Origin of the sequence: Delftia sp. 11MD (assembly GCF_050907895.1) — a bacterium.
Lineage (GTDB): Bacteria > Pseudomonadota > Gammaproteobacteria > Burkholderiales > Burkholderiaceae_C > Comamonas > Comamonas tsuruhatensis.
On the sequence record NZ_CP194333.1, the window covers coordinates 1335680 to 1356023 of the forward strand.

Consider the following 20344-nt stretch of genomic DNA (forward strand, 5'->3'; position numbering starts at 1 on the left):
TGCCTTCCTCAGCGCTGGCGCGACAGGCGCGGGTCGAGCAGGTCACGCAGCCCGTCGCCCAGCAGGTTGAGCCCGAGCACGGACAGTGCAATGGCCAGGCCCGGCCACACGGCCAGCAGCGGCGCCTGGAACATGAGGGTCTGGGCCTCGCTGAGCATGCGGCCCCAGGAAGCCTGGGGCGGCTGCGTGCCCAGGCCCAGATAGGACAGGGCGGCTTCCGCCAGAATGGCCAGCGCGAACTGTATGGTGGCCTGGACCACCAGCACGGGCAGGATGTTGGGCAGCACATGGCGCCAGGTGATGCTGGCGCGGCCATGGCCGCAGGCGCGTGCAGCCAGCACGTATTCACGTGCCCAGACCGCCTTGGCCGATGCCCGCGTGATGCGCGCAAAGGTGGGAATGTTGAAGATGCCGATGGCAATGATGGCGTTGACAATGCCCGCGCCGAACACGGCCGTGAGCATGATGGCCGACAGCAGCGCAGGAAAGGCGAAACTGAAATCGGCCAGCCGCATGATGGCCTCTTCCACCCAGCCCCGGCAGGCCGCGGCGACCAGTCCCAGCACCACGCCCATCGACAGCCCGATGCCCACGGCGATCACGCCGACCAGGATGGAACTGCGCGCGCCCAGGAACAGCAGGGAGGCCACATCGCGCCCGTAGGCATCGGTGCCCAGCCAGTGCAGGCTGCCGGGTGCGGCCAGCTTGGCATCCAGGTCCATGTCGTAGGCCGAGCCCGGCGTCCACCACAAGGACAGCAGCGCGGTGAGCAGCAGCAGCGCGGTCAGCATGGCACCCAGCATGAAGCTGCGGTGGCCCAGCATGCGCCGGCCCAGGCTGGCCGGCCTGCTGAGGGTGACCGCCCGCGTGGGCCGATGGCCCGGTGGCGCAGCGGTCGGCGAAACAGGGTTGCCTGGCTGGCTCATATGTCGCTGGCCTCGATGCGTGGATCAATGGCTGCGTACAGCACATCCACGATGAAGTTGATGACCACCACCATGGCCGCCAGCAGCAGCACGCAGTTGCGCACGACGATGAGGTCGCGGTTGGCGATGGACTGGAAGATCAGCCGGCCCAGGCCCGGCAGGTAGAACACGTTCTCCACCACGATGGTGCCGGCCAGCAACTGGGCAAACTGCAGCCCCATGACCGTGAGCACGGGAATCATGGCATTGCGCAGCACGTGGCCCCAGAGCACGGCGCGGCGCGGCAGGCCCTTGGCGCGGGCCGTGCGAACGAAGTCCTCGCGCAGCACTTCCAGCACGGCCGAGCGCGTGATGCGCGCCAGGATGGCCGCCTGCACCACGGCCAGCGAGATCGCCGGCAGCAGCAGGGCCTGCAGTGCGGGCAGGACGCCGCCGCCATCGGCCTCGCTCCAGCCTGGAAAGCCGCCTGCGGAAAACCATTGCAGCTTCACCGAGAACACCAGGATCAGCAGGATGGCGAACCAGAAATTCGGGATGGCAATGCCGATCTGCGCCAGGCCCATGACGCCCAGGTCGCCCCATCGGTTGTGGCGCGAGGCAGCATAGATGCCCGCTGCCAGGGCCAGCACGGTGGTGATGAGCATGGCCATCACGGCCAGCGGGGCGGTCACTGCCAGGCGCTCCAGCACCAGATCGCTGACCGGTGTGCTGTAGGCGTAGCTCAGTCCCATGTCGCCATGCAGCAGCCCCTGCAGCCACTGCAGGTAGCGCTGCCAGGCTGGCTGGTCCAGTCCCAGCTGCTCGGCCAGCGCCTGCACGGCCTCGGGGGCGGCATCGGGCCCCATCAGCGTCTGGGCCGCATTGCCGGGCAGCACTTCCAGCACGCCGAACACCACGGCCGAGGCGCCCAGCAGCGTGGCTGCCAGCATCAGCAGGCGCTTGAGCAGGAAGACGCTCATGGGCAGTCGGCCTTGGCACGGTGTTGGGCTGTCACGTCGGCGGAATGTGTGTGGGTGGTTCTTGGCGGGCCCGAATGGTACTGCGCACGGCCCATGCGCGCAGCATAGCGGCCTTTGAAGGTGCATCGCTCCGTGCCGATCCGGCGCGTATGCTTGCCCGTGCAGCCTTCATGCGTATGAAGGGGGCAGGATAATGGCGCAATGACTGATGCCACCTTGCTGCAAGGCCCGTTCGGGATGCAAGGGCCTGCCCGGCCCGGAGCGTGGCGTGCGCTTGCGAGGGACCTGCCATGGCTTTGATGATCACCGACGAATGCATCAACTGCGATGTCTGCGAACCTGAGTGCCCCAACGATGCAATCTCCATGGGCGAGGAGTACTACGAGATCGAGCACAGCAAGTGCACGGAATGCGTGGGGCATTTCGATGAACCCCAGTGCGTGCAGATCTGCCCCGTGGCCTGCATTCCCGTGAATCCCGCCCACGTGGAAGACCGCGAGACGCTGATGCAGAAATACCTGCGTCTGCAATCCCAGGCTCCCGCCGCTTCCTGATCGCTCAGCCCTTGTCGCTCTCGGCTGTGGCCGGGCGCACGGGCTTGGGGCGTGGAGGCTTGGTGGTGTGGATCAGCAAGGTCGCCTTGTCCATGTCGCCCGCCTGCAGCTCGGGCCAGGCCTTGAGCGAATGGGCAATGCTGTCCTCGATCAGCTGGCGCTGGTCGGGCGCGGGCTTCTTGAGCACCCAGTTGGCGACTTCGGCCTTGTGCCCCGGGTGGCCTATGCCGATGCGCAGCCGCCAGTAGTCGGCCGAGCCCAGCTGGGCATGGATATCGCGCAGGCCGTTGTGGCCGCCGTGGCTGCCGCCGCGCTTGAGCTTGACCTGGCCTGGGGCGAAGTCCAGTTCGTCATGGACCACGAGGACCTCCTCGGGCTGGATCTTGAAAAAGCGCGCCAGCGCGCCCACCGATTTGCCGGACAGGTTCATGAAGGTCTGCGGCTCGAGCAGCCAGACACTCTCGCCACGCACGCTGGCGCGGGCCATGAGGCCGAAGTAGCTGCGCTCGGGCACCAGGTGGACCTTGAGTTCGCGCGCCAGCGCATCTATCCACCAAAAACCCGCGTTGTGGCGGGTGTCCTCATACTCCGGCCCGGGATTGCCCAGGCCGACAAACAATTTGATCATCGGGCGATTATCTCCATGGCGGCCGCAGCAGGCAGGCGATGGTGTTCACCATGCAAAAGGCCCACGCGAGGTGGGCCTTTTGCAGGTTGCGGCAGCCGCAGCCGCCGCAAGGGAAAGCCAAGAATTACTTCTTGCCCTTCTTTGCCGGAGCGGCCGGAGCCGCTGCGGGAGCTGCGGATGCATCAGGAGCCACTTCGGGCAGCTTGATGGAGATCAGGGCCGGGTTCTTGTTGGAGCCGCGCACCACAGCCTTCACGCCGTTGGGCAGCTTGACGTTCTGCAGGCCCAGGGTCGACTTGGAGGTCAGGCCGCTCAGGTCCACCTTGATGAACTCGGGCAGTTGGGCGGGCATGCACACCACGTCCAGTTCATGGATCAGGGGAGTGATGGTGCAGTTCTCGACCTTGACGGCCTGGGACTGTTCCATGCCCTCGAAGTGCAGCGGCACCTTCAGGTGAACCTTGGTCTTGTCGTCAACGCGCTGGAAGTCCACGTGCAGGATCAGCTGCTTGTAGGGGTGGAATTGCACGTCGCGCAGCACGACCTTGGAGGTCTGGCCGTTGACTTCCATGTCCAGAACGCTGGAATGGAACACTTCCTTCTTCAGGGCGTGCCACAGGGCGTTGTGATCGATCTCGATCAGTTGGGCTTCGGCAGCACCGCCGTAGACGATGCCAGGGGCCTTGCCCGAATTGCGCAGACGGCGGCTCGCACCCGTACCTTGCTTGGCGCGCTCAAAAGCGACGAATTGCATAACTAACTCCTAGATGGATGGACCGCGACCAGCCTCATCCGTTGATAAAAGAACGCCTGCCCCGTGCGGAACAGGCTGCTCTTGCGGTGTCCCGGGATGGTCCTGAAACCATCCCGGAACGCGCAAACCTCCCGAAGGAGGTTTGCTGGTTCAGACCACAGGGGCCGATATTTTATTCGGAGAACAGGCTCAGCACCGAATCGCCGGTGGAAATCCGCTGGATTGTCTGGGCAATCAGGGGGGCCACGGACAGTTGGCGGATCTTGCCGCAAGCCTGGGCTTCGGCGCTCAGAGGAATGGTGTTGGTCACCACGACCTCGTCCAGTGCACTGCCGTTGCCGATGCGCTCGATGGCCGGACCCGAGAAGATCGGGTGCGTGCAATAGGCGTAGACGCTCTTGGCACCACGCTGCTTGAGCACTTCGGCTGCCTTCACCAGGGTGCCGGCGGTGTCGATCATGTCATCCATGATCACGCAGTTGCGGCCGTCGATGTCGCCGATCACGTGCATGACTTCGGAGACGTTGGCCTTGGGGCGGCGCTTGTCGATGATGGCCAGGTCGCAGCCCAGCTGCTTGGCCAGCGCACGGGCACGGACCACGCCACCCACGTCGGGCGAGACAACGATCAGGTCTTCGTAGTTCTTCTGGCGCAGATCGCCCAGCAGCACCGGCGTGGCATAGATGTTGTCCACGGGGATGTCGAAGAAGCCCTGGATCTGGTCTGCGTGCAAGTCCATGGTCAGCACGCGCTCGACACCCACGGCCTGCAGCATGTTGGCCACGACCTTGGCCGTGATCGGCACGCGGGTGGAGCGCGGGCGGCGGTCCTGGCGGGCGTAGCCGAAGTAGGGAATCACCGCGCAGATGCGCTCGGCCGATGCACGCTTGAGGGCGTCCACCATGACCAGCAGTTCCATCAGGTTGTCGTTGGTCGGTGCGCAGGTCGATTGCACGACGAAGACGTCGCGCGTACGCACGTTCTGCTTGATCTCGACGGCGACTTCTCCATCGGAGAAGCGACCCACGTCGGCTGCACCCAGCGTGGTGCCGAGGTGCTGAACGATTTCAGCGGCCATGCCAGGATTGGCATTGCCGGTGAAGACCATGATGTCAGGATGATGTGAATGCATTGAGCGCCCCAGTACGATGGGTTTGCCTTGACGCGAAAGACGTTTGGCAGGGGAGGAAGGACTCGAACCCTCGCATGCCGGAATCAAAATCCGGTGCCTTTACCAACTTGGCGACTCCCCTACACAGGCCCTCTGCCGCAGGCAGACAGCCTATAAACTCTCATCTTTGAGCCAATCCTTGAGGGGATGGGCCTGCAGATTCCTGCAAACTCTGACATTCCAGATGCCTGGGGCATTCTCGAAGTCGATTGTTTGCGTCAGTGGTGCAAATACTGCACTTCCCGAGCCCGTCATTCTAGCACGCAGTTTGAAGGACTTGAGCCAATCAATGGCTTTTTTCACTTCAGGCTGCAGCCTTTCGGCGACGGGCTGCAAGTCGTTCTGGCCAAAGCCATAGTGATCTGCAGCAAAGTCTGCGATTGTAGCATGGGCATGATCGCGCTTGAGGTCGGGGGCGCGGAAGATGGACAGGGTTTCCAGTCCCGCCTCGGGCTTGACCACCACGAACCGCTGGGGCGGCAGGGCATGGCTGTGCTCCAGCGGCGTGATGTGCTCGCCTATGCCCTCCACCCAGGCGGAGCTGCCGCACAGAAAGAAGGGCACATCTGCGCCCAGGCCCAGTCCAATGCGCTGCAGTTCGCGCCGGGTCAGGTTCAGTTGCCACAGGCGGTTCAGCGCCATGAGGGTGGATGCCGCATCCGACGATCCTCCGCCCATCCCGGCCTGTGCCGGCAGGCGCTTTTCCACGCCTATGTGCACGCCCTGGCTGCAGCCGGTGGCCTGTTGCAGCGCGCGTGCGGCCCGCATGATGAGGTCGTCGGCAGGAAGGGCCATGCCCGAGAGGTCCTCGCGGCTGACGTTGCCGTCGCCGCGCTTGTCGAAGTGCAGCGTGTCGTGCCAGTCCAGCAGCATGAAGACCGATTGCAGCAGGTGGTAGCCATCGTCTCGGCGGCCGGTGATATGGAGGAACAGGTTGAGCTTGGCCGGAGCCGGCACGTCGTGGAGCGAGCGCATGGGCTGGAGAGGATGAGAGGGATGGAGGCGGGTGCGGCGGGATGGGGGTGCAGAGGGCGCGCCCGGCGCAAATCAGGGTGTGTCGAGCACGATGCGCAGCGCTGCCGGCGGCTGCGGGTCATGGCGCCGGGCGGACAGGCGGCCCTGCTCCATGCGGGAGAGGTCGACCTGCCAGCCTGCGGCTGCGGTGGCCCGGCCCTGCAGCCAGTCGAACAGGGCGGCGATGGGCAGGTCGCTGCCCGTCAGCTCTTGCACCAGCGTGGGCAGCGAGTCCGAGGTCTTGCGGTCCTCGCCTTGCTGCAGGCTGGCCTGTCCTGGAGCCCAGAGCAGGCGTGCCAGCGTCGATCCCAGGGGGGTGAACAGCAGCAACTCGCCGCGCTGGGGTGTGCCCAGCAGCTCGAAGCCTGCGCTGAAGGATTGGTTCTGCGCATCTTCCACCTGCAGCGCCAGTCGGCCCGACCAGTGCCCGGCGGCGGCCGGTGCTGCTGCATCGGCCTGGAGCTGGCGGGGTGGCAGGGCGCAGCCGGCCAGAGTCAGCAGCGCCGTGGCAGCAGCCGTGGCGCACAGCTGCCGGCGGATGAGCATGGGGCGCAAACGATGGGGCACGGCGCGGCGGCTCAAAGCGAGACGCCCAGGCGGCGCAGGGTGTCGCGCAGCGTGGTGTTGTCGGGGCTGGAGGCCAGGCCCTGGCGCCAGATCTTCTGCGCGCGTTCGCGATCGCCCTTGACCCAGAGCACCTCGCCCAGGTGCGCCGCGATCTCCACGTCGGGGCGGGAGGCGTAGGCGCTTTCAAGCAGCTTGAGCGCTTCGTCCAGGTTGCCTTGGCGGAATTTCACCCAGGCCAGGCTGTCGGTGATGAAGGGGTCGCCTGGCGACATCTCCAGCGCCTTGCCCACGAGCTTTTCTGCTTCGTCCAGATGGATGCCGCGCTCGGCGAAGGAGTAGCCCAGCGCGTTGTAGGCATGCTGGAAGTCGGGCCGACGCGCGATGATACCGCGCAGCAGCCGCTCCATTTCGTCATGCTTGCCGATGCGCTCCGCGAGCAGGGCCGTGTCGTAGGCCAGTTCGGCGTCTTCGGGGTCCTGTTTTTGCAGCTCGGCCTGCAGCGCATAGGCCTGGGCATTCTGATTGGCGTCGCGCAACAGCTGCACTTCGGCCAGACGCTTGAGCCGTTGCTGACTGGGGCCGCTGGCAGGCACGGCTTCGATCAGGGCGCGCGCTTCCTTGAGCTTGCCCTGGCGTGCAAGCAGGCTCGCTCGGCGCGCCTGCACGCTCAGCAGGTTGGGGGCATCGTCGATGCGGCGCAGCAGGGCATCGGCCTCGTCGAACCTGCCTTGCTTTTCAGCGATCTGTGATTGCAGCAGGTAGTACTGGGACTGGCCAGCGCTGCGCGCCACGCCGGCAGGAATCTGCGGCACGAGCTTGCCGAAGCGCTCGGTGGATGCCTGAGCCGCACCCACATCGTTCGTTTGCAGCTGCAGGGCGGCCAGCGTGGCCCAGGCTTCGGCGTAGTCGGGCGAATCCATGGTGATGGAGACCAGTTGCTGCCGGGCCTCGTCCAGGCGCTGCTGACCCAGCAGCACGCGGGCATAGGCCATGCGCATCTGGGCTGACGGGTTCTTGGCCAGGTAGCGCTTGACGATGGGTTCCGCCTCCGGCATGCCGGCTTCCAGCAGCTCCATGGACAGCAGGGCCACGGGGCCTGTGTCGGGCGTCAGCGCCTGGGCCTTTTGCACGGCCTGCATGGCTGCGGCCTTTTGCCCGGCGCCCAGGCGCATGTGGCCGATGGTGGCCCAGGCCAGCGGGCCGCTGGCCGGATTGTCGGTTTCGCCGGCCATAGCCTGCTCGACCACATCGGCAGCAAGGGCCTTGTCGCTGGCGTTGTTGTAGAGCTGGGTGATGCCCAGATAGGTGGCAGGCTTGGACGGAGCGGGCGTGGCCTCGATCTCGCGCTTGAGATAGCTGCCGGTATCGGCGATGCGGTTCAGCGCAACGAGGATCTGGAGCACGAAGCGGTTGGCATCGCGTGACTGGGGAAAGGCGTCCAGCCAGGCGCGGGCATTGGCCAGTGCGCGCTCACCGGAGCGCGACTGCAGCGCCAGTTCCGTGCCACGGCGGTACAGCTGCTCGCTGCCGCTGGTGCGCGCAGCCTCCATCATCATGGCCTGGGCATCGCCCAGCGCGCCTTCGCTGGCAGCGATTTCGCCGACCAGGATCTCGTAGAACAGTTCGGCGTTGAGCGCTGCGCGCTCCTCTTCGGCAGACGCGGCGGCGGACGATGGAGGTTCCGGGGATTCCGTCTCGATGGTGGCTGCGGTCTTGCCAGGCAGAGCCCAGGCAGTGGCGGAACCCATGGCCAGGGCTGCTGCCACGGCGAGTCCCTGAAGGCGAAGGCGATGATCCATCGAATCATAATAATCGAAGCCTCGGCCCGCATTTCGCACAACCTCAGTACAACCCGGATCGCATGCCCGAATTGCCAGAAGTAGAAGTCACGCGGCGTGCGTTCGCCTCGCAGATCGCCGGAGCGCGCATTGAATCCGTGGCGCTGGGCAAGCCATTGCGCTGGCCTCTGGGCATTGCCCCCGAGCTTCTGACCGGGCGCGAGGTGCACAGCGTGCGCCGGCGCGGCAAGTACCTGCTGATGCAGCTGAGCGAAGGCCTGCTCATGCTGCATCTGGGCATGTCGGGCAGCCTGCGTTTCGTGGCGCCGCACGAGCTGCCGCTGGGTCCGGCGGGCGCGCATGACCATTTCGATCTGCACACCAGCAAGGGCCAGCTGCGCCTGCACGATCCGCGCCGGTTCGGTGCGGTGATGTATGTGCCGGCCGAGAACGATCCCTGGGCGCGCAGGCTGCTGGACCATCTGGGAATGGAGCCGCTGGATGACAGCTTCCTGTTCGAGACCTTCAAGGCCGGTCTGAAGGCCAGCCGTACGCCCATCAAGCAATTGCTGCTGAGCGGCAGCGTGGTGGTGGGCGTGGGCAATATCTATGCGTCCGAAGTGCTGTTCATGGCACGCATTGCGCCCACGCAGCCGGCCTGCGAGGTGGGGCCGCGCAAGGTGCGCCGGCTGTTCGAGGAGATTCGCCGCGTGCTGGAACTGGCGGTGGAGCAAGGGGGCACGACGCTGCGTGATTTCTCGGCGCCCGACGGCATGGCAGGCCACTTCCAGCTGCAGGCCAAGGTGTATGGCCGCGAGGGCCAGCCCTGCACGCATTGCGGCTCGCCCATACAGCTGCTGCGCCAGGGCCAGCGCAGCACCTACTTTTGCGCGCGGTGTCAGAAAGCGTGAGATGGCCTCAAAAAGAGGAGCGGATTCTCAACGTCTCGTAACGCTTGTGGAGGCCAATCTGCGCGAGATTCATATCGGGTCTGTGCGGGAGGCTCACATTTCTGAAAAATCACCCCTCAGCCGCGCTGGATTGATGGTGAAATATTGTTTCATTTGTAAATAAACGATGTTTTGCCCTGAATCCCCCCGTTCCAGGGGCCGGCCTTGGGGCGCTGCTGCGGGCAAAACGGGGCGACGGTGCTATATTTTGATGAGAAAAGGCATCACGCTTGCGGCGCAATGTCGAGGCGATCACTAAGCATCGGCAGGCATTGGCGATGCAATGGCGGGGGAAACACGTGGGACCATCATTCAACGAGCAATTCGACCAGCACGGCGCATGGCGCCGTGGCTTTGCGCAGCAATTGCATGCGCTGCGCGAATGGTTGCAGTCCCAGGAGCTGCTGGATGTCGCTGTGCAGGAGCGGCTGCAGCGGCTGGAAGCCCAGGTGCGCGGCGACAAGGTCATGGTGGCCTTCGTGGCCGAGTTCTCCCGCGGCAAGTCCGAGCTGATCAACGCAGTCTTCTTCGCCCACTACGGCCGCCGCCTCATGCCGGCCAGCGCAGGTCGCACCACCATGTGCCCGGCCGAGCTGGGCTGGGAAGCCGAACTGCAGCCCAGCCTGCGCCTGCTGCCCATCGATACGCGCGAATCGCTGGAAAGCCTGGGCCAGTGGCGCGCCCGGCCGGAGGCCTGGCTGCAGCTGCCGCTGGATGTGAACAATGCCCAGCAGATTGCCGACACGCTGGCCAAGGTGGCCGAGGTGCGCAAGGTGTCGGTGGATCTGGCGCGAACCTGGGGCTTCTGGCATGACGATGACCAGGGCGGCAATCCCTTCGTGGATGAGCAGGGCCTGGTGGAGGTGCCCATGTGGCGCCACGCGCTGATCAACATGCCCCATCCCCTGCTCAAGCAGGGGCTGGTCATTCTGGATACGCCCGGCCTGAATGCCGTGGGTGCCGAGCCCGAGCTGACCGTCAACCTCATCCCCCAGGCCCATGCCGTGGTCTTCGTGCTGGCGGCCGATACCGGCGTGACCAAGTCCGACCTGGCCATCTGGCGCGACCATGTGCTGCCGCCCGATGCGGCGTCGGGCCAGCAGGCACTGGCCGATTCGCGTCTGGTGGTGCTCAACAAGATAGATACGCTGTGGGATAGCCTCAGCTCCGCGACGCAGGTGCAGGCCCAGCTGCAGCGCCAGCGCCAGGAATCGGCCCAGATGCTGGGCCTGCCTGTGGAGCGGGTGTTGCCCGTGTCGGCACAAAAGGGCCTGGTGGCCAAGGTCTCCGGCAACGAGGCGCTGCTGCAGGCCAGCGGGCTGCCCATGTTCGAGAACATGCTGGCCGAGGGCATCATGGGCCAGCGCCAGAAGGTGCTGCAGACGGCTGTCAGGGCCAATGTGCAGCAGTTGCAGGCCGAGGTGGAGCGCGTGCTCAATATCCGCCGCCGCGACCTGGACGACCAGATGGCCGAGCTGCGCAGCCTGCGCGGCAAGAACGCCAGCGTGATTGCCTCCATGCGCAACCGCATCGAGAGCGAGCAGCGCGATTTCGATGCCAGCGCCGCCAGGATCCAGGCCGTGCGCCTGGTGCACATGCGCATGCTGCGCGACATCTTCCGCCAGCTCGGTTCCAGCGCGCTCAAGCAGGAACTGGTCGATCTCAAGGAGGCGCTGGAGCAGCGCGGCCTGAAGCTGGGCGCGCGCAAGGTCTACGCGGAAACCTTCGAACGCCTGCGCACCGTGGCGACCCGGGCCCAGGCGCAGGCCGGCGAGATCCAGTCCATGCTGGGCGCGACCTTCAAGGAACTTAATGCCGAGTTCGGCTTCTCGCTGCAGGCTCCTGCGCAGCTGGAGCTGACCGAGTTCGGCGGCGACCTGCAGCGCATCGAGGCCAGCTACACCCAGTACCTGGGCCTGGGCCACGCGCTCAGACGCAGCAATCCCGCGTTTGCCCAGCGGCTGATCAAGGCCCTTGCCATGCGTCTGCGCACGGTCTTCGAGTCTGCGGCCAACGACGTGGACATGTGGAGCAAGTCCGCCACGGCCCAGCTGGATGCCCAATTGAAAGAGCGCAAGCGCAGCTTTGCCCGCCGCATCGAAGCGGTGGACCGCATCCAGAATGCGGCTTCGGGCCTGGTCGAGCGCATTGCCGAAATCGAGGCCGCCGACGAACAGCTCACGGCCTTGCAGCTGCAGCTGGGACAGGCCACCATGGAACTGCTGCAACCCCTGTCGCCCACGCCCGCCTTCCCCGGCCTGGCAAAGGCTGCACAGGAAACTTCACTGACTGCTTGATATCTTGACCTTTCCCTCGATTGCCACGCCCGTCGTGCAGTGGCAGGCGTCGCATGGACGCAATCACCTGCCCTGGCAGCAGACGCGCGATCCCTACCGCGTCTGGCTCTCTGAAATCATGCTGCAGCAGACCCAGGTGAGCACCGTGCTGGGCTACTACCAGCGCTTCCTTGATGCCTTTCCCGATGTCGCCAGCCTCGCGGCCGCGCCGCAGGATGCCGTGCTGGCGCTGTGGAGCGGCCTGGGCTACTACAGCCGCGCGCGCAACCTGCACCGCTGCGCCCAGGCCGTGGTCCAGGAGTGGGGTGGTGCCTTTCCACGCAGGGCCGAGGATCTGGCCACGCTGCCCGGCATAGGCCGGTCCACGGCCGGCGCCATCGCGTCCTTTTGCTTTTCCGAGCGCGTGCCCATCCTCGATGCCAATGTGCGGCGCGTGCTCACGCGCGTGCTGGCCTTCGATGCCGATCTGGCCGTGGCCAGGAACGAGCGCGAACTGTGGGACCTGGCCCAGCAGCTGTGCCCCACCGAGGACCTGCAGCAGGCCATGCCCCGCTATACCCAGGGCCTGATGGACCTGGGTGCCACCATCTGCACGCCGCGCAAGCCCAGCTGCCTGGTCTGTCCGCTGCAGCCGCAGTGCCGGGCGGCCCGCTTCGGCAATCCCGAAAACTACCCCGTGCGAACGCGCAAGCTCAAGCGCAGTTCCGAGGCCTGGTGGCTGCTGATCGCCGTGGACGGGCAAGGCCGCGTCTGGCTGGAGCGCCGCCCGCAGCAGGGCATCTGGGCGGGCCTTTATGCGCCTCCCGTGTTCAATGAACGCGAGGCGCTGGAGCAGGCCGCCGCACGGCACTGGCCCGCCGCACGATCCGCCGACTGGACCGAGCTGCCGGCTTTCCTGCATGTGCTCACCCACCGTGATTTGCATCTGCATCCGGTGCGCGTGCCTGTCCATGGCAGCGGCCCGGATGCTGCCATGGCAGACGGCCAGGGCTGCTGGGCCGATGCCAGGGCCTGGGCCGACATGGGCCTGCCGGCCCCGGTGCGCAAGCTGCTGGATGCGCAGTTTGCGGGCTGAAGCCCAAGGCCGCCGCGTCTTCCTAGAACGTGCGGCGCGGCAGGAGCAGGGCGCAGCGCAGCAGCATCCACGCCAGCCATTGTTCACGTGCGCCCGGCTTGCGCCGTGCGCGTGCGGCGGCCTCGGCAATGTGCAGACGCAGGCTGAACAGGGCCTGGCGGTCGCCCCTTTGCACCGCCTGGTGCCAGGCCTGCTCGCAGCGCTGGCGTTCCAGCGCCTGATCGAGCGGGCTGCGCACGCCGGGCACATCGGCCGTGCCAGGGGTGTCGGTGAGGACGTTCATGGCTGCAGCGCTCCCACGGTTGGGCGGGTGCCTGCGTCTGCATCGCCGCGGTCGCCATCCTGCCGGCCAAAGGCATACCAGTCCACATGCCGTGTGCAGACCATGATCAGGGCCAGCACGGCGAACAGCGCGATGGAGCCCACGATGAGCGCGCTTTGCTCCAGCTGCAGCAGCACATACAGCAGGCCGTAGAGCGAGGCGATTCCCGCAGCAAACGGCAGGCCGCGCTGCAGGCTGCCCAGGATGTGGCTGGCGTAGTAGGCCAGCAGCAGCACGCAGGCCGAGGCAGCAATGCCGTATGCGCTGGCAAATCCCATGTGCTCCGACAGGCTGATCAGCAGCAGGAAGAAGCTGCACAGCGCCGATCCCACCAGCAGGTACTGGATGGGGTGCACGCGCAATTGCTTGAGCACCTCGAACAGGCCGACGGCCACAAAGGTCAGCACCACGAAGAGCAGGCCGTACTTGGTGGCCCGGTCGCTCAGCGAGTAGGCGTTGATGGGGTCCACGAAGTCGGTGTCCAGCGACTCCAGGCAGGGGCCGCTGCTGGGCGCGTGCGCCGTGGCGGCGTATTCCTCCACGTCGCGGCGGCCTGGCTGGCACAGCGGCTGCTGGTCGGTGAAGGCCTGGCGCGCCGAAGAGGCCAGTGCCGAGAGATTCCAGCTGGCGTTGAATCCCTTGTCGCTGACTTCACGCCGGTTGGGCAGGAAGCTGCCGCCGAACGAGGGGTGGGGCCAATCGGCCGACAGCTGGACCTGGCTGTGGCTGCCCAGCGGCACGAAGGCCAGCTTTTCGGTGCCCACCAGTTCCAGGGCAATCTTCAGCTCAAGGGGTTCGTCCTTCTTGAGCAGGGCAGGCGCCAGCTCCGCCTGCAGGCCTTGCGAGTAGCGTTCCAGCGAGGTACCGGGTCCCACGTCCAGGCTCTTGCCGCCGGCCTCGATGGTGGCCGAGCGTATGCCGCGCGGATCGGTCAGCGACAGCGCCACGCGCAGTGCGCCGCAGCGCACGGCCTGGTTGGCTGTCGCTTCGATGGACGGCTTTTCCAGGTACTGCGCGGCATGGGTGAAGCTGGCGCTGATGCTGTCCTGCATGGCGTAGGTGCTGACCTGGTGCAGGCCGCGCGAGCGCTCTTCCATGCGTGCCGTTGCCTCATGGCGCAGTTGGTCGGGCAGCAGCATGCGCTGGAACTGGCGCGTGGTCCATTCCGTCTTGCTGCCCTTTTCTATGCCGGTAGTCTCGGTGCAGTTTTGCACCAACACCGGTCCCATCAGCGTCTGGCGTCCGGCCAGGCTGGCGACCACGCCCTGCACGGCGTTGTTGCGGTTGCGTATGCGGTCGCGCACCACGTCATGTACCAGGCCCAGGCCCAGCATCAAAAGGCCCAGCATGACCAGCAGGGCCACGCCTTTGGCAAGAAGTCGGTTCTTCATTCCACATCCCGTTCGTTGATCGTGGACGCAGTCTGGGCGGGGGCTGTGTGGCCGGAATGAAGTCTGTGAAGTGAAGGTGAAGTCGGATTCGCGCCTCCAAATCCGAGTGAGCAGGCCCTGGCGGTCAGGGTGCCCGCAGTGGCCAGTTCAGCGTGACACGCAGCCCGGGCTGGGCGTTGGTGGCCTGCATGCTGCCGCCGTGCAGCAGCATGATGCGCAGCACGATGGACAGGCCCAGTCCCGTGCCGCTGCGCTCCCCGTTGGGGCGGGGGGTGGTGAAAAAGCGTTCGCCCAGCCGGCCGAGTAGCGCCTCGGGCACACCGGGGCCGTGGTCGCGCACGCTGACGCGGCCGGGCTCCAGGTCCACGTGGATGCTGCTGCCTTCGGGGGCGAAGTCGATGGCGTTGCTCAGCAGGTTGCTGAGGGCCAGCACCACCAGGTCCTGCTCCCAGGGGCCGCTGCTGTCCTGGCCGTGCAGCACCAGCTGGATGCGGCGCTGGTGCGCTGCGCTGTGCACTTGCGCCATGGCCTGTTCGGCACAGGCCTGCAGGCTGCAGGCCGTGTGCGCGTGCAGGGCGCGGCGCTGCTCCAGCTGGCTCAGGCGCAGCAACTGGTCCACGAGGTTCTGCAGGCGCTGGCACTGGTCCACCACCTGGCGCGCGAACAGCTCGCGGTCGGCGGCGGGCAGGTCTTCCTGCAGCAGCTCGCCTGCGCCACGGATGGCGGCCACGGGGCTCTTGAGTTCGTGCGTGAGGGCGCGCACATAGCCCTCGATGTAGTCGCGCCCCTCCAGGCGGCTGCGCATGTTCTCCATGGCGCGGGCCAGTTCGCCCAGCTCGCCGGGCATGCGTGGCGCCTCGGGCATGGGCGGGGCGGTGGTGGGGGAGGCGGCCTCGTTGAGCGTGGGCGCCTGTACCTGCTGGGCATAGCTGCGCAGGCGCCGCACATGGATGACCAGCCACCAGGTCACGGCAAAGCCCACGCCGGCCGACAGCAGCAGGAACAGCAGGCCGCCGCGCAGCATCTTGCTTTCCGCGCTGTCAACGATCTTCTGCACCGAGTGCGCGGGCTTGGAGGCCGTGAGCACGCCCGCAATGCGGCCTTCCACCATGATGGGTGCCGACACATACATGACGCTGCTGGCCTCGTCGTTCTGCACCTCGCGCGTGGTGCGTGCGCCGTATTCGCCGCGCAGCGTGCGGTGCACGTCGCGCCAGCGCGAGTAGTCGGCGCCCTGGTCCAGGCCGGCCGAGTCGAACAGCACCAGGCCTTGCTGGTCGGTGATGGTGACGCGCATGTCCAGGCTGGTCTTGCGCGTGTCCCAGATCCAGACCTTGACGGTCTGGTTGGCATAGGCCTGCATGTGGTGCGCGAAGCGGCTGTCCGCGGGGCTTTGCTGCAGCACGCCGCTGGCCATGTCGTCGCTGGCCAGCGCGGCCAGGGCGTAGGCGGTTTCGACCAGCGTGTCCTCGGTCACCTTGCGCACGCTGGGCTTGACCTCGACCATGAAGACGCGCAGCACGAAGAATGCGGCCAGGCCATTGATGACGAAAAAGGCGAAGAACAGCCGCAGTCCGAGGCGCATGGCGTGCGGCGGCGCGTCAGCCCGGCAGCGTCAGGCTGTAGCCCATGCCGCGGTGGGTGGTGATGAAGTCCTGCTGCGGCACCTGGGCACGCAGCTTGGCGCGCAGGGTCTTGACGTGGGTGTCCACGGTGCGGTCCGTGCTGTCGCTGTCCTGGCCCCAGATGCTGTCGAGCAGGAACTCGCGGCTCAGGATGCGCCCGGGGCGCTCCAGCAGGCAGCGCAGCAGCTGGTACTCGCGCCGCGTCAGCTCCAGGGGCACGCCCTGCATGCGCACGCGCTGGCCTTGCGTATCGATGCTGAACAGGGGATCTGCCGGCGGCGCTGTGCTGGCTGTGGGCGCGGGCTGCAGGCGCTGCGCACGGCGCAGCAGGGCGCGGGTGCGGGCCACCAGCTCGCGCGGGCTGAAGGGCTTGGTCAGGTAGTCGTCGGCGCCCAGCTCCAGGCCCAGCACGCGGTCCATTTCCTCGCCGCGTGCGCTGAGCACCAGCAGCGGCACGGCGGCGCTGGCCTGGCGCAGCTCGCGGCACCAGTCCAGGCCGTTGCCATCGGGCAGGCCCACGTCCAGCAGCAGGGCATCGGGCGGCTGCGCCTGCCATTGCGCGCGTGCGTCTGCCAGCTGCAGGCAGTGGCGCACGGCGATGCCGTCGCGCTCCAGCGCATAGCAGACGGTGCGCGCGATGGCGGGATCGTCCTCCACCAGCAACACGCGCGGGGCGTTCGTCATCGGCATGCCTTGCATCGCAGTACTCCGGGAGCGGACCCTGGCGCTTCAGATGTCGTGCGCAAGCAGGTCGGCAGGCTTGGGGGTGGGCCGGCTGTCCAGCGAGCGGTGCCGGCACAGCGTGGGCCAGCGCGGGGCGAAGTGCCGCGCCAGTTCCTCGACCAGGAAGACCGAGCGGTGCTGGCCCCCCGTGCAGCCGATGGCCACGGTGACATAGCTGCGGTGGTTGCTGGCCATCATGTCCAGCCAGGACTCCAGGAACTGCTGGATGTCTCGGCGCATCTGGTCCACGCCGGGCTGCTGGCGCAGGAACTCGGCCACGGGCGCGTCCATGCCGGTCAGCGGGCGCAGCTGGGGTTCGTAGTGCGGGTTGGGCAGCATGCGCACATCGAACACATAGTCGGAATCCGAGGGCAGGCCGTGCTTGAAGCCGAAGGACTGGAAGACCAGGGTCATCTGGCCCACCGGGGCCGCAATCAGCTCCTTGATATAGCTTTGCAGCTGGGACGAGCGCAGGTGGCTGGTGTCGATGACATGCGATTTCTCGCGCAATTCGCCCAGCAGTTCGCGCTCGGTTTCTATGTCCTGCACCAGGGCGCGGCGGCCCTCGGCGACAGGCCCTTGCGACAGAGGATGGCGGCGCCGCGTTTCGGAGAAGCGCCGCACCAGGGTGCCCGTGGTGGCGTCCAGAAAGACCAGGTGGGGCACGACACCCTGGCGCTGCAGCCGCTCCAGCTGCCCGGGCAGGTGGGGCAATCCCCCGGCGCTGCGCGCATCCATGGCGATGGCCACCTTGTTGCTGTGGCGGCCGTGCTCCAGTTCGACGAAGGCGGACAGCAGCTCGGGAGGCAGGTTGTCCACGCAGTAGTAGCCGGCATCCTCCAGCGCATGCAGGGCGACGGATTTGCCCGATCCGGACATCCCGGTGATCAGCACGATCTCAAGCGACATGGCATCAGCCTCCATTGGTGTTGCGCGCGCCGTTGGCCGCACGGCCCGGCTTGGGCCGGGTACGCTGCGCGTCGGCCTGCGGCCGCTGCCGGCCGGGCCTGCGCGGCGCCGGGCGGGGCGGGGGTGCCTGGCGCGCCATGGCCAGCATTTCGCGGGCATGGGCCATCGTGGTTTCGGACTGGCGCTCGCCGCCCAGCATGCGGGCCAGCTCTGCCTCGCGCGCGGTGCTGTCCAGCGGCTGCACGGTGCTGAGCGTGCCTTGCCGTGCGCGTTGCTTGGCCACCAGATAGTGGTGGTCGGCACAGGCCGCGACCTGCGGCAGATGGGTGACGGACAGCACCTGGCGCGATCGGCCCAGCGCATGCATGAGGCGGCCCACGGTCTCGGCGACGGCGCCGCCCACGCCCGAGTCCACCTCGTCGAAGATCAGCGTGCCGGCCTCGCCCAGCTCGCTGGTGGTCACGGCAATGGCCAGCGAAATGCGCGACAGCTCGCCGCCCGACGCCACCTTGGCAATCGGCTTGGGGCTGGCTCCAGGATGGCCGGCGACCAGGAAGGCCACGCTGTCCACGCCAAAGGCACCAGGGGAGTCGGCCGTGGACAGGGCGGCCTCGAACAGGCCGCCTTCCATGCCCAGGCCCTGCATGGCCTGGGTGATGGCGCGCGACAGGCGCGGCGCAGCCAGGGCGCGTTGCTGCGACAGCACCCGGGCGCTGGCCTGGTAGTGCTGCTGCGCGGATTGCTCTGCAGCGTGCAGGGCCTCGATGTCCACGGCGGCGTCCAGCTGCTGCAGCTCCTGGCGCCAGCCGGCCAGCAGTGCCGGCAGCTCATCGGGCGTGCGGCGGTAGCGGCGCGCCAGCTGCATCCACAGCGACAGGCGCGCATCCAGCTCGGCCAGGCGTTCGGGGTCCAGGTCGGCGCGGCGCAGATAGGCCTGCAGCGAATGGCGCGCATCCTGCACCTGGGCCGTGCACGAGGCCAGCACATCGGCGATGTTCTGGAACTCGGGCTCCAGGTGTTCCTGGTTCTGTATCAGATGGCTGGCACGGCCCAGCGGAGTGATCACGCCGGCCTCGTCGTCCTCCAGCATCTGCAGCGTGGTCTGGGCGGTGTCTATCAGGGTCTGGGCATGCGACAGGCGCGTGTGCTGGGCATTGAGCTCGTCCCACTCGTCGGCCTGCGGGGCCAGCTTGTCGAGTTCGGTGATCTGCCACTGCAGCCGTTCGCGTTCGCGCTGCAGGCTGTCCTGGGCGGATTGCGCATGCTGCAGGGCTTGTCGTGCCTGGCTCCAGCGGCTCCAGCAGGCCTGGACCTCGCGGCTGTCTATGCCCGCATAGGCGTCCAGCAGCGCGCGTGCTGCGTCGGGTCGCGTGAGGCTTTGCCAGGCATGCTGGCCGTGGATGTCGATCAGCTGCTCGCCCAGGGCGCGCAGCTGCGTGGCCGTGGCCGGCGTGCCGTTGATCCAGGCGCGGCTGCGGCCCTGGGTGTCCACCGTGCGCCGCAGCAGCAGGCTGTTGTCCTCGCAGGCCAGGCCTGCCGCCTCCAGCCAGGGGCGCAGCCGCGCGCAGCCGTCGAACTCCACGCAGATATCGGCTTGGGGGCAGCCTTCGCGCACCACGTCGGCGTCGGCGCGGGCGCCCAGGGCCAGCTGCAATGCATCGATCAGGATGGATTTGCCGGCGCCGGTCTCGCCGGTCAGCACGGTGAAGCCCGCATGCCAGTCCAGATCCAGGGCCTGCACGATCACGAAGTCGCGCAGCACGATGCGCTTGAGCGCCATGGTCAGGCGCCTCCCTCGTTCCAGCCCAGTTTCTTGCGCAGCGTGGCGAAGTAGTTCCAGCCCTTGGGGTGCAGAAAGCGCACGCTGTGGTGGGCGCGGCTCACGAGGATGCGGTCGCCGTGCTGCAGCGAGGCCAGCGACTGCATGTCGAAATTGGCGCTGACATCGCGCCCGGCCACGACTTCGATCGTGACCTCGTTGGCATCGGACAGCACGATGGGGCGATTGGACAGGTTGTGCGGCGCAATGGGTGCCATCACCCAGGCGGGGATGGACGGATGCATCATCGGCCCGCCGGCGGACAGCGCATAGGCCGTGGAGCCCGTGGGCGTGGCCACGATCAGGCCGTCGGCGCGCTGGTTGGAGACAAAGCGGCCGCCGACCTCGATGCGCAACTCCACCATGCCGGAGGTGCCGCCGCGGTTGACCACCACGTCGTTCATGGCCAGGGCCTCGAACACGCATTCGCCCTCGCGGATCACGCGGGCGCACATCAGGGGACGCAGGTCCTCTTCGTACTCGCCCTGCAGCATGGGCGTGAGCGTGGCCTCGAAGTCCTCCAGCGCGATGTCGGTGACAAAGCCCAGGCGGCCCTGGTTCACCCCGATCAGGGGCGTTCCGTATTGCGCCAGGTGCCGGCTCACGCCGAGCATGGTGCCGTCGCCGCCGACGACCAGGCCCAGGTCGCAATGCCTGCCCAGGCCATCGACATCGAGGGTGGGGTAGTCTGTGAGCCCTGCGTGCAGGGCCGATTGGGTATCGAGCACGACTTCGCAGCCCTGGCGCCTGAGGAAGTCCGCAATGCGCTCGAGCGCGTTGCTGGCATTCTCGGACGGGGCGCTTGCGCTGGGAGCGTGGTACTTCCCGATCAAGGCAACGTGGCGAAACGTGGACGTCATTTCTGGAAATTACATCATTAAA

Annotated in this window: 19 protein-coding genes and 1 tRNA gene; 4 read left to right on the forward strand and 16 right to left on the reverse strand. The window is 67.0% G+C overall.

Annotation, left to right across the window (positions count from 1 at the left end):
- Window positions 1–8: 8 nt before the first annotated feature.
- Window positions 9–926, reverse strand: a complete 918-nt coding sequence (locus ACRSCF_RS06040; protein WP_016445693.1) for an ABC transporter permease — start codon at window positions 924–926, stop codon at window positions 9–11.
- Window positions 923–1885 (reverse strand): ABC transporter permease, encoded by a 963-nt coding sequence (locus ACRSCF_RS06045; RefSeq protein WP_016445694.1) that lies wholly within the window; start codon window positions 1883–1885, stop codon window positions 923–925. The genes ACRSCF_RS06040 and ACRSCF_RS06045 overlap by 4 nt, the downstream gene beginning before the upstream one ends.
- A 290-nt stretch (window positions 1886–2175) precedes the next feature.
- Between ACRSCF_RS06045 and ACRSCF_RS06050 the strand changes: the two genes are divergently transcribed.
- A complete protein-coding gene (locus ACRSCF_RS06050) occupies window positions 2176–2439 on the forward strand; it encodes a YfhL family 4Fe-4S dicluster ferredoxin (protein WP_016445695.1) in 264 nt (87 codons plus the stop codon).
- Window positions 2440–2443: 4 nt separating this feature from the next.
- On the opposite strand, the gene pth is transcribed toward ACRSCF_RS06050, so the two are convergent.
- The 7 genes from pth to ACRSCF_RS06085 form a co-directional block, all read right to left on the reverse strand.
- Complete coding sequence (pth, locus tag ACRSCF_RS06055; RefSeq protein WP_016445696.1) at window positions 2444–3067, reverse strand: aminoacyl-tRNA hydrolase; 624 nt, start codon at window positions 3065–3067, stop codon at window positions 2444–2446.
- Window positions 3068–3191: 124 nt separating this feature from the next.
- Complete coding sequence (locus ACRSCF_RS06060; RefSeq protein WP_016445697.1) at window positions 3192–3821, reverse strand: 50S ribosomal protein L25/general stress protein Ctc; 630 nt, start codon at window positions 3819–3821, stop codon at window positions 3192–3194.
- Window positions 3822–3993: 172 nt separating this feature from the next.
- Window positions 3994–4953: a ribose-phosphate pyrophosphokinase gene (locus ACRSCF_RS06065; protein ID WP_026063011.1), complete on the reverse strand. Its 960-nt coding sequence runs from the start codon at window positions 4951–4953 to the stop codon at window positions 3994–3996.
- A 44-nt stretch (window positions 4954–4997) separates the two neighbouring features.
- Window positions 4998–5074, reverse strand: a tRNA-Gln gene (locus ACRSCF_RS06070).
- A gap of 29 nt (window positions 5075–5103) precedes the next feature.
- Window positions 5104–5967 carry a 4-(cytidine 5'-diphospho)-2-C-methyl-D-erythritol kinase gene (ispE, locus tag ACRSCF_RS06075; RefSeq protein ID WP_017405119.1) on the reverse strand — a complete coding sequence of 288 codons (864 nt, stop codon included), beginning with the start codon at window positions 5965–5967 and terminating at the stop codon, window positions 5104–5106.
- Window positions 5968–6039: 72 nt separating this feature from the next.
- Window positions 6040–6552 carry an outer membrane lipoprotein LolB gene (locus ACRSCF_RS06080; protein WP_047326560.1) on the reverse strand — a complete coding sequence of 171 codons (513 nt, stop codon included), beginning with the start codon at window positions 6550–6552 and terminating at the stop codon, window positions 6040–6042.
- Between the two features lie 32 nt (window positions 6553–6584).
- On the reverse strand, window positions 6585–8372 hold the full coding sequence (locus ACRSCF_RS06085) for a tetratricopeptide repeat protein (protein WP_026062311.1): 1788 nt from the start codon (window positions 8370–8372) through the stop codon (window positions 6585–6587).
- Window positions 8373–8434: 62 nt separating this feature from the next.
- Between ACRSCF_RS06085 and mutM the strand changes: the two genes are divergently transcribed.
- From mutM to mutY, 3 genes are all read left to right on the forward strand, one after another.
- Window positions 8435–9262 (forward strand): bifunctional DNA-formamidopyrimidine glycosylase/DNA-(apurinic or apyrimidinic site) lyase, encoded by an 828-nt coding sequence (gene mutM, locus ACRSCF_RS06090; protein ID WP_016445702.1) that lies wholly within the window; start codon window positions 8435–8437, stop codon window positions 9260–9262.
- A gap of 338 nt (window positions 9263–9600) precedes the next feature.
- Entirely contained in the window at window positions 9601–11598 is a 1998-nt protein-coding gene (locus tag ACRSCF_RS06095) for a dynamin family protein (protein ID WP_034364077.1), read from the forward strand.
- Window positions 11599–11602: 4 nt separating this feature from the next.
- Entirely contained in the window at window positions 11603–12673 is a 1071-nt protein-coding gene (gene mutY / locus ACRSCF_RS06100) for an A/G-specific adenine glycosylase (RefSeq protein ID WP_017405123.1), read from the forward strand.
- Window positions 12674–12695: 22 nt separating this feature from the next.
- On the opposite strand, the gene ACRSCF_RS06105 is transcribed toward mutY, so the two are convergent.
- The 7 genes from ACRSCF_RS06105 to ACRSCF_RS06135 all read right to left on the reverse strand — a co-directional run bounded on the left by ACRSCF_RS06105 (window position 12696) and on the right by ACRSCF_RS06135 (window position 20322).
- On the reverse strand, window positions 12696–12956 hold the full coding sequence (locus tag ACRSCF_RS06105) for a hypothetical protein (RefSeq protein WP_016445705.1): 261 nt from the start codon (window positions 12954–12956) through the stop codon (window positions 12696–12698).
- Window positions 12953–14386, reverse strand: a complete 1434-nt coding sequence (gene creD / locus ACRSCF_RS06110) for a cell envelope integrity protein CreD (RefSeq protein WP_034364079.1) — start codon at window positions 14384–14386, stop codon at window positions 12953–12955. Before creD ends, ACRSCF_RS06105 begins: the two co-directional genes overlap by 4 nt.
- Window positions 14387–14510: 124 nt before the next feature.
- Complete coding sequence (gene creC, locus ACRSCF_RS06115) at window positions 14511–15971, reverse strand: two-component system sensor histidine kinase CreC (protein WP_034364082.1); 1461 nt, start codon at window positions 15969–15971, stop codon at window positions 14511–14513.
- A gap of 16 nt (window positions 15972–15987) precedes the next feature.
- Entirely contained in the window at window positions 15988–16710 is a 723-nt protein-coding gene (gene creB, locus ACRSCF_RS06120) for a two-component system response regulator CreB (RefSeq protein ID WP_279613719.1), read from the reverse strand.
- 30 nt (window positions 16711–16740) lie between these two features.
- Window positions 16741–17643, reverse strand: coding sequence for an RNase adapter RapZ (rapZ, locus tag ACRSCF_RS06125; protein WP_016445709.1), 903 nt, complete (start codon window positions 17641–17643; stop codon window positions 16741–16743).
- Window positions 17644–17647: 4 nt separating this feature from the next.
- Entirely contained in the window at window positions 17648–19423 is a 1776-nt protein-coding gene (gene recN / locus ACRSCF_RS06130) for a DNA repair protein RecN (RefSeq protein WP_046986090.1), read from the reverse strand.
- Window positions 19424–19425: 2 nt separating this feature from the next.
- A complete protein-coding gene (locus ACRSCF_RS06135; protein ID WP_016451050.1) occupies window positions 19426–20322 on the reverse strand; it encodes an NAD kinase in 897 nt (298 codons plus the stop codon).
- Window positions 20323–20344: the final 22 nt, after the last annotated feature.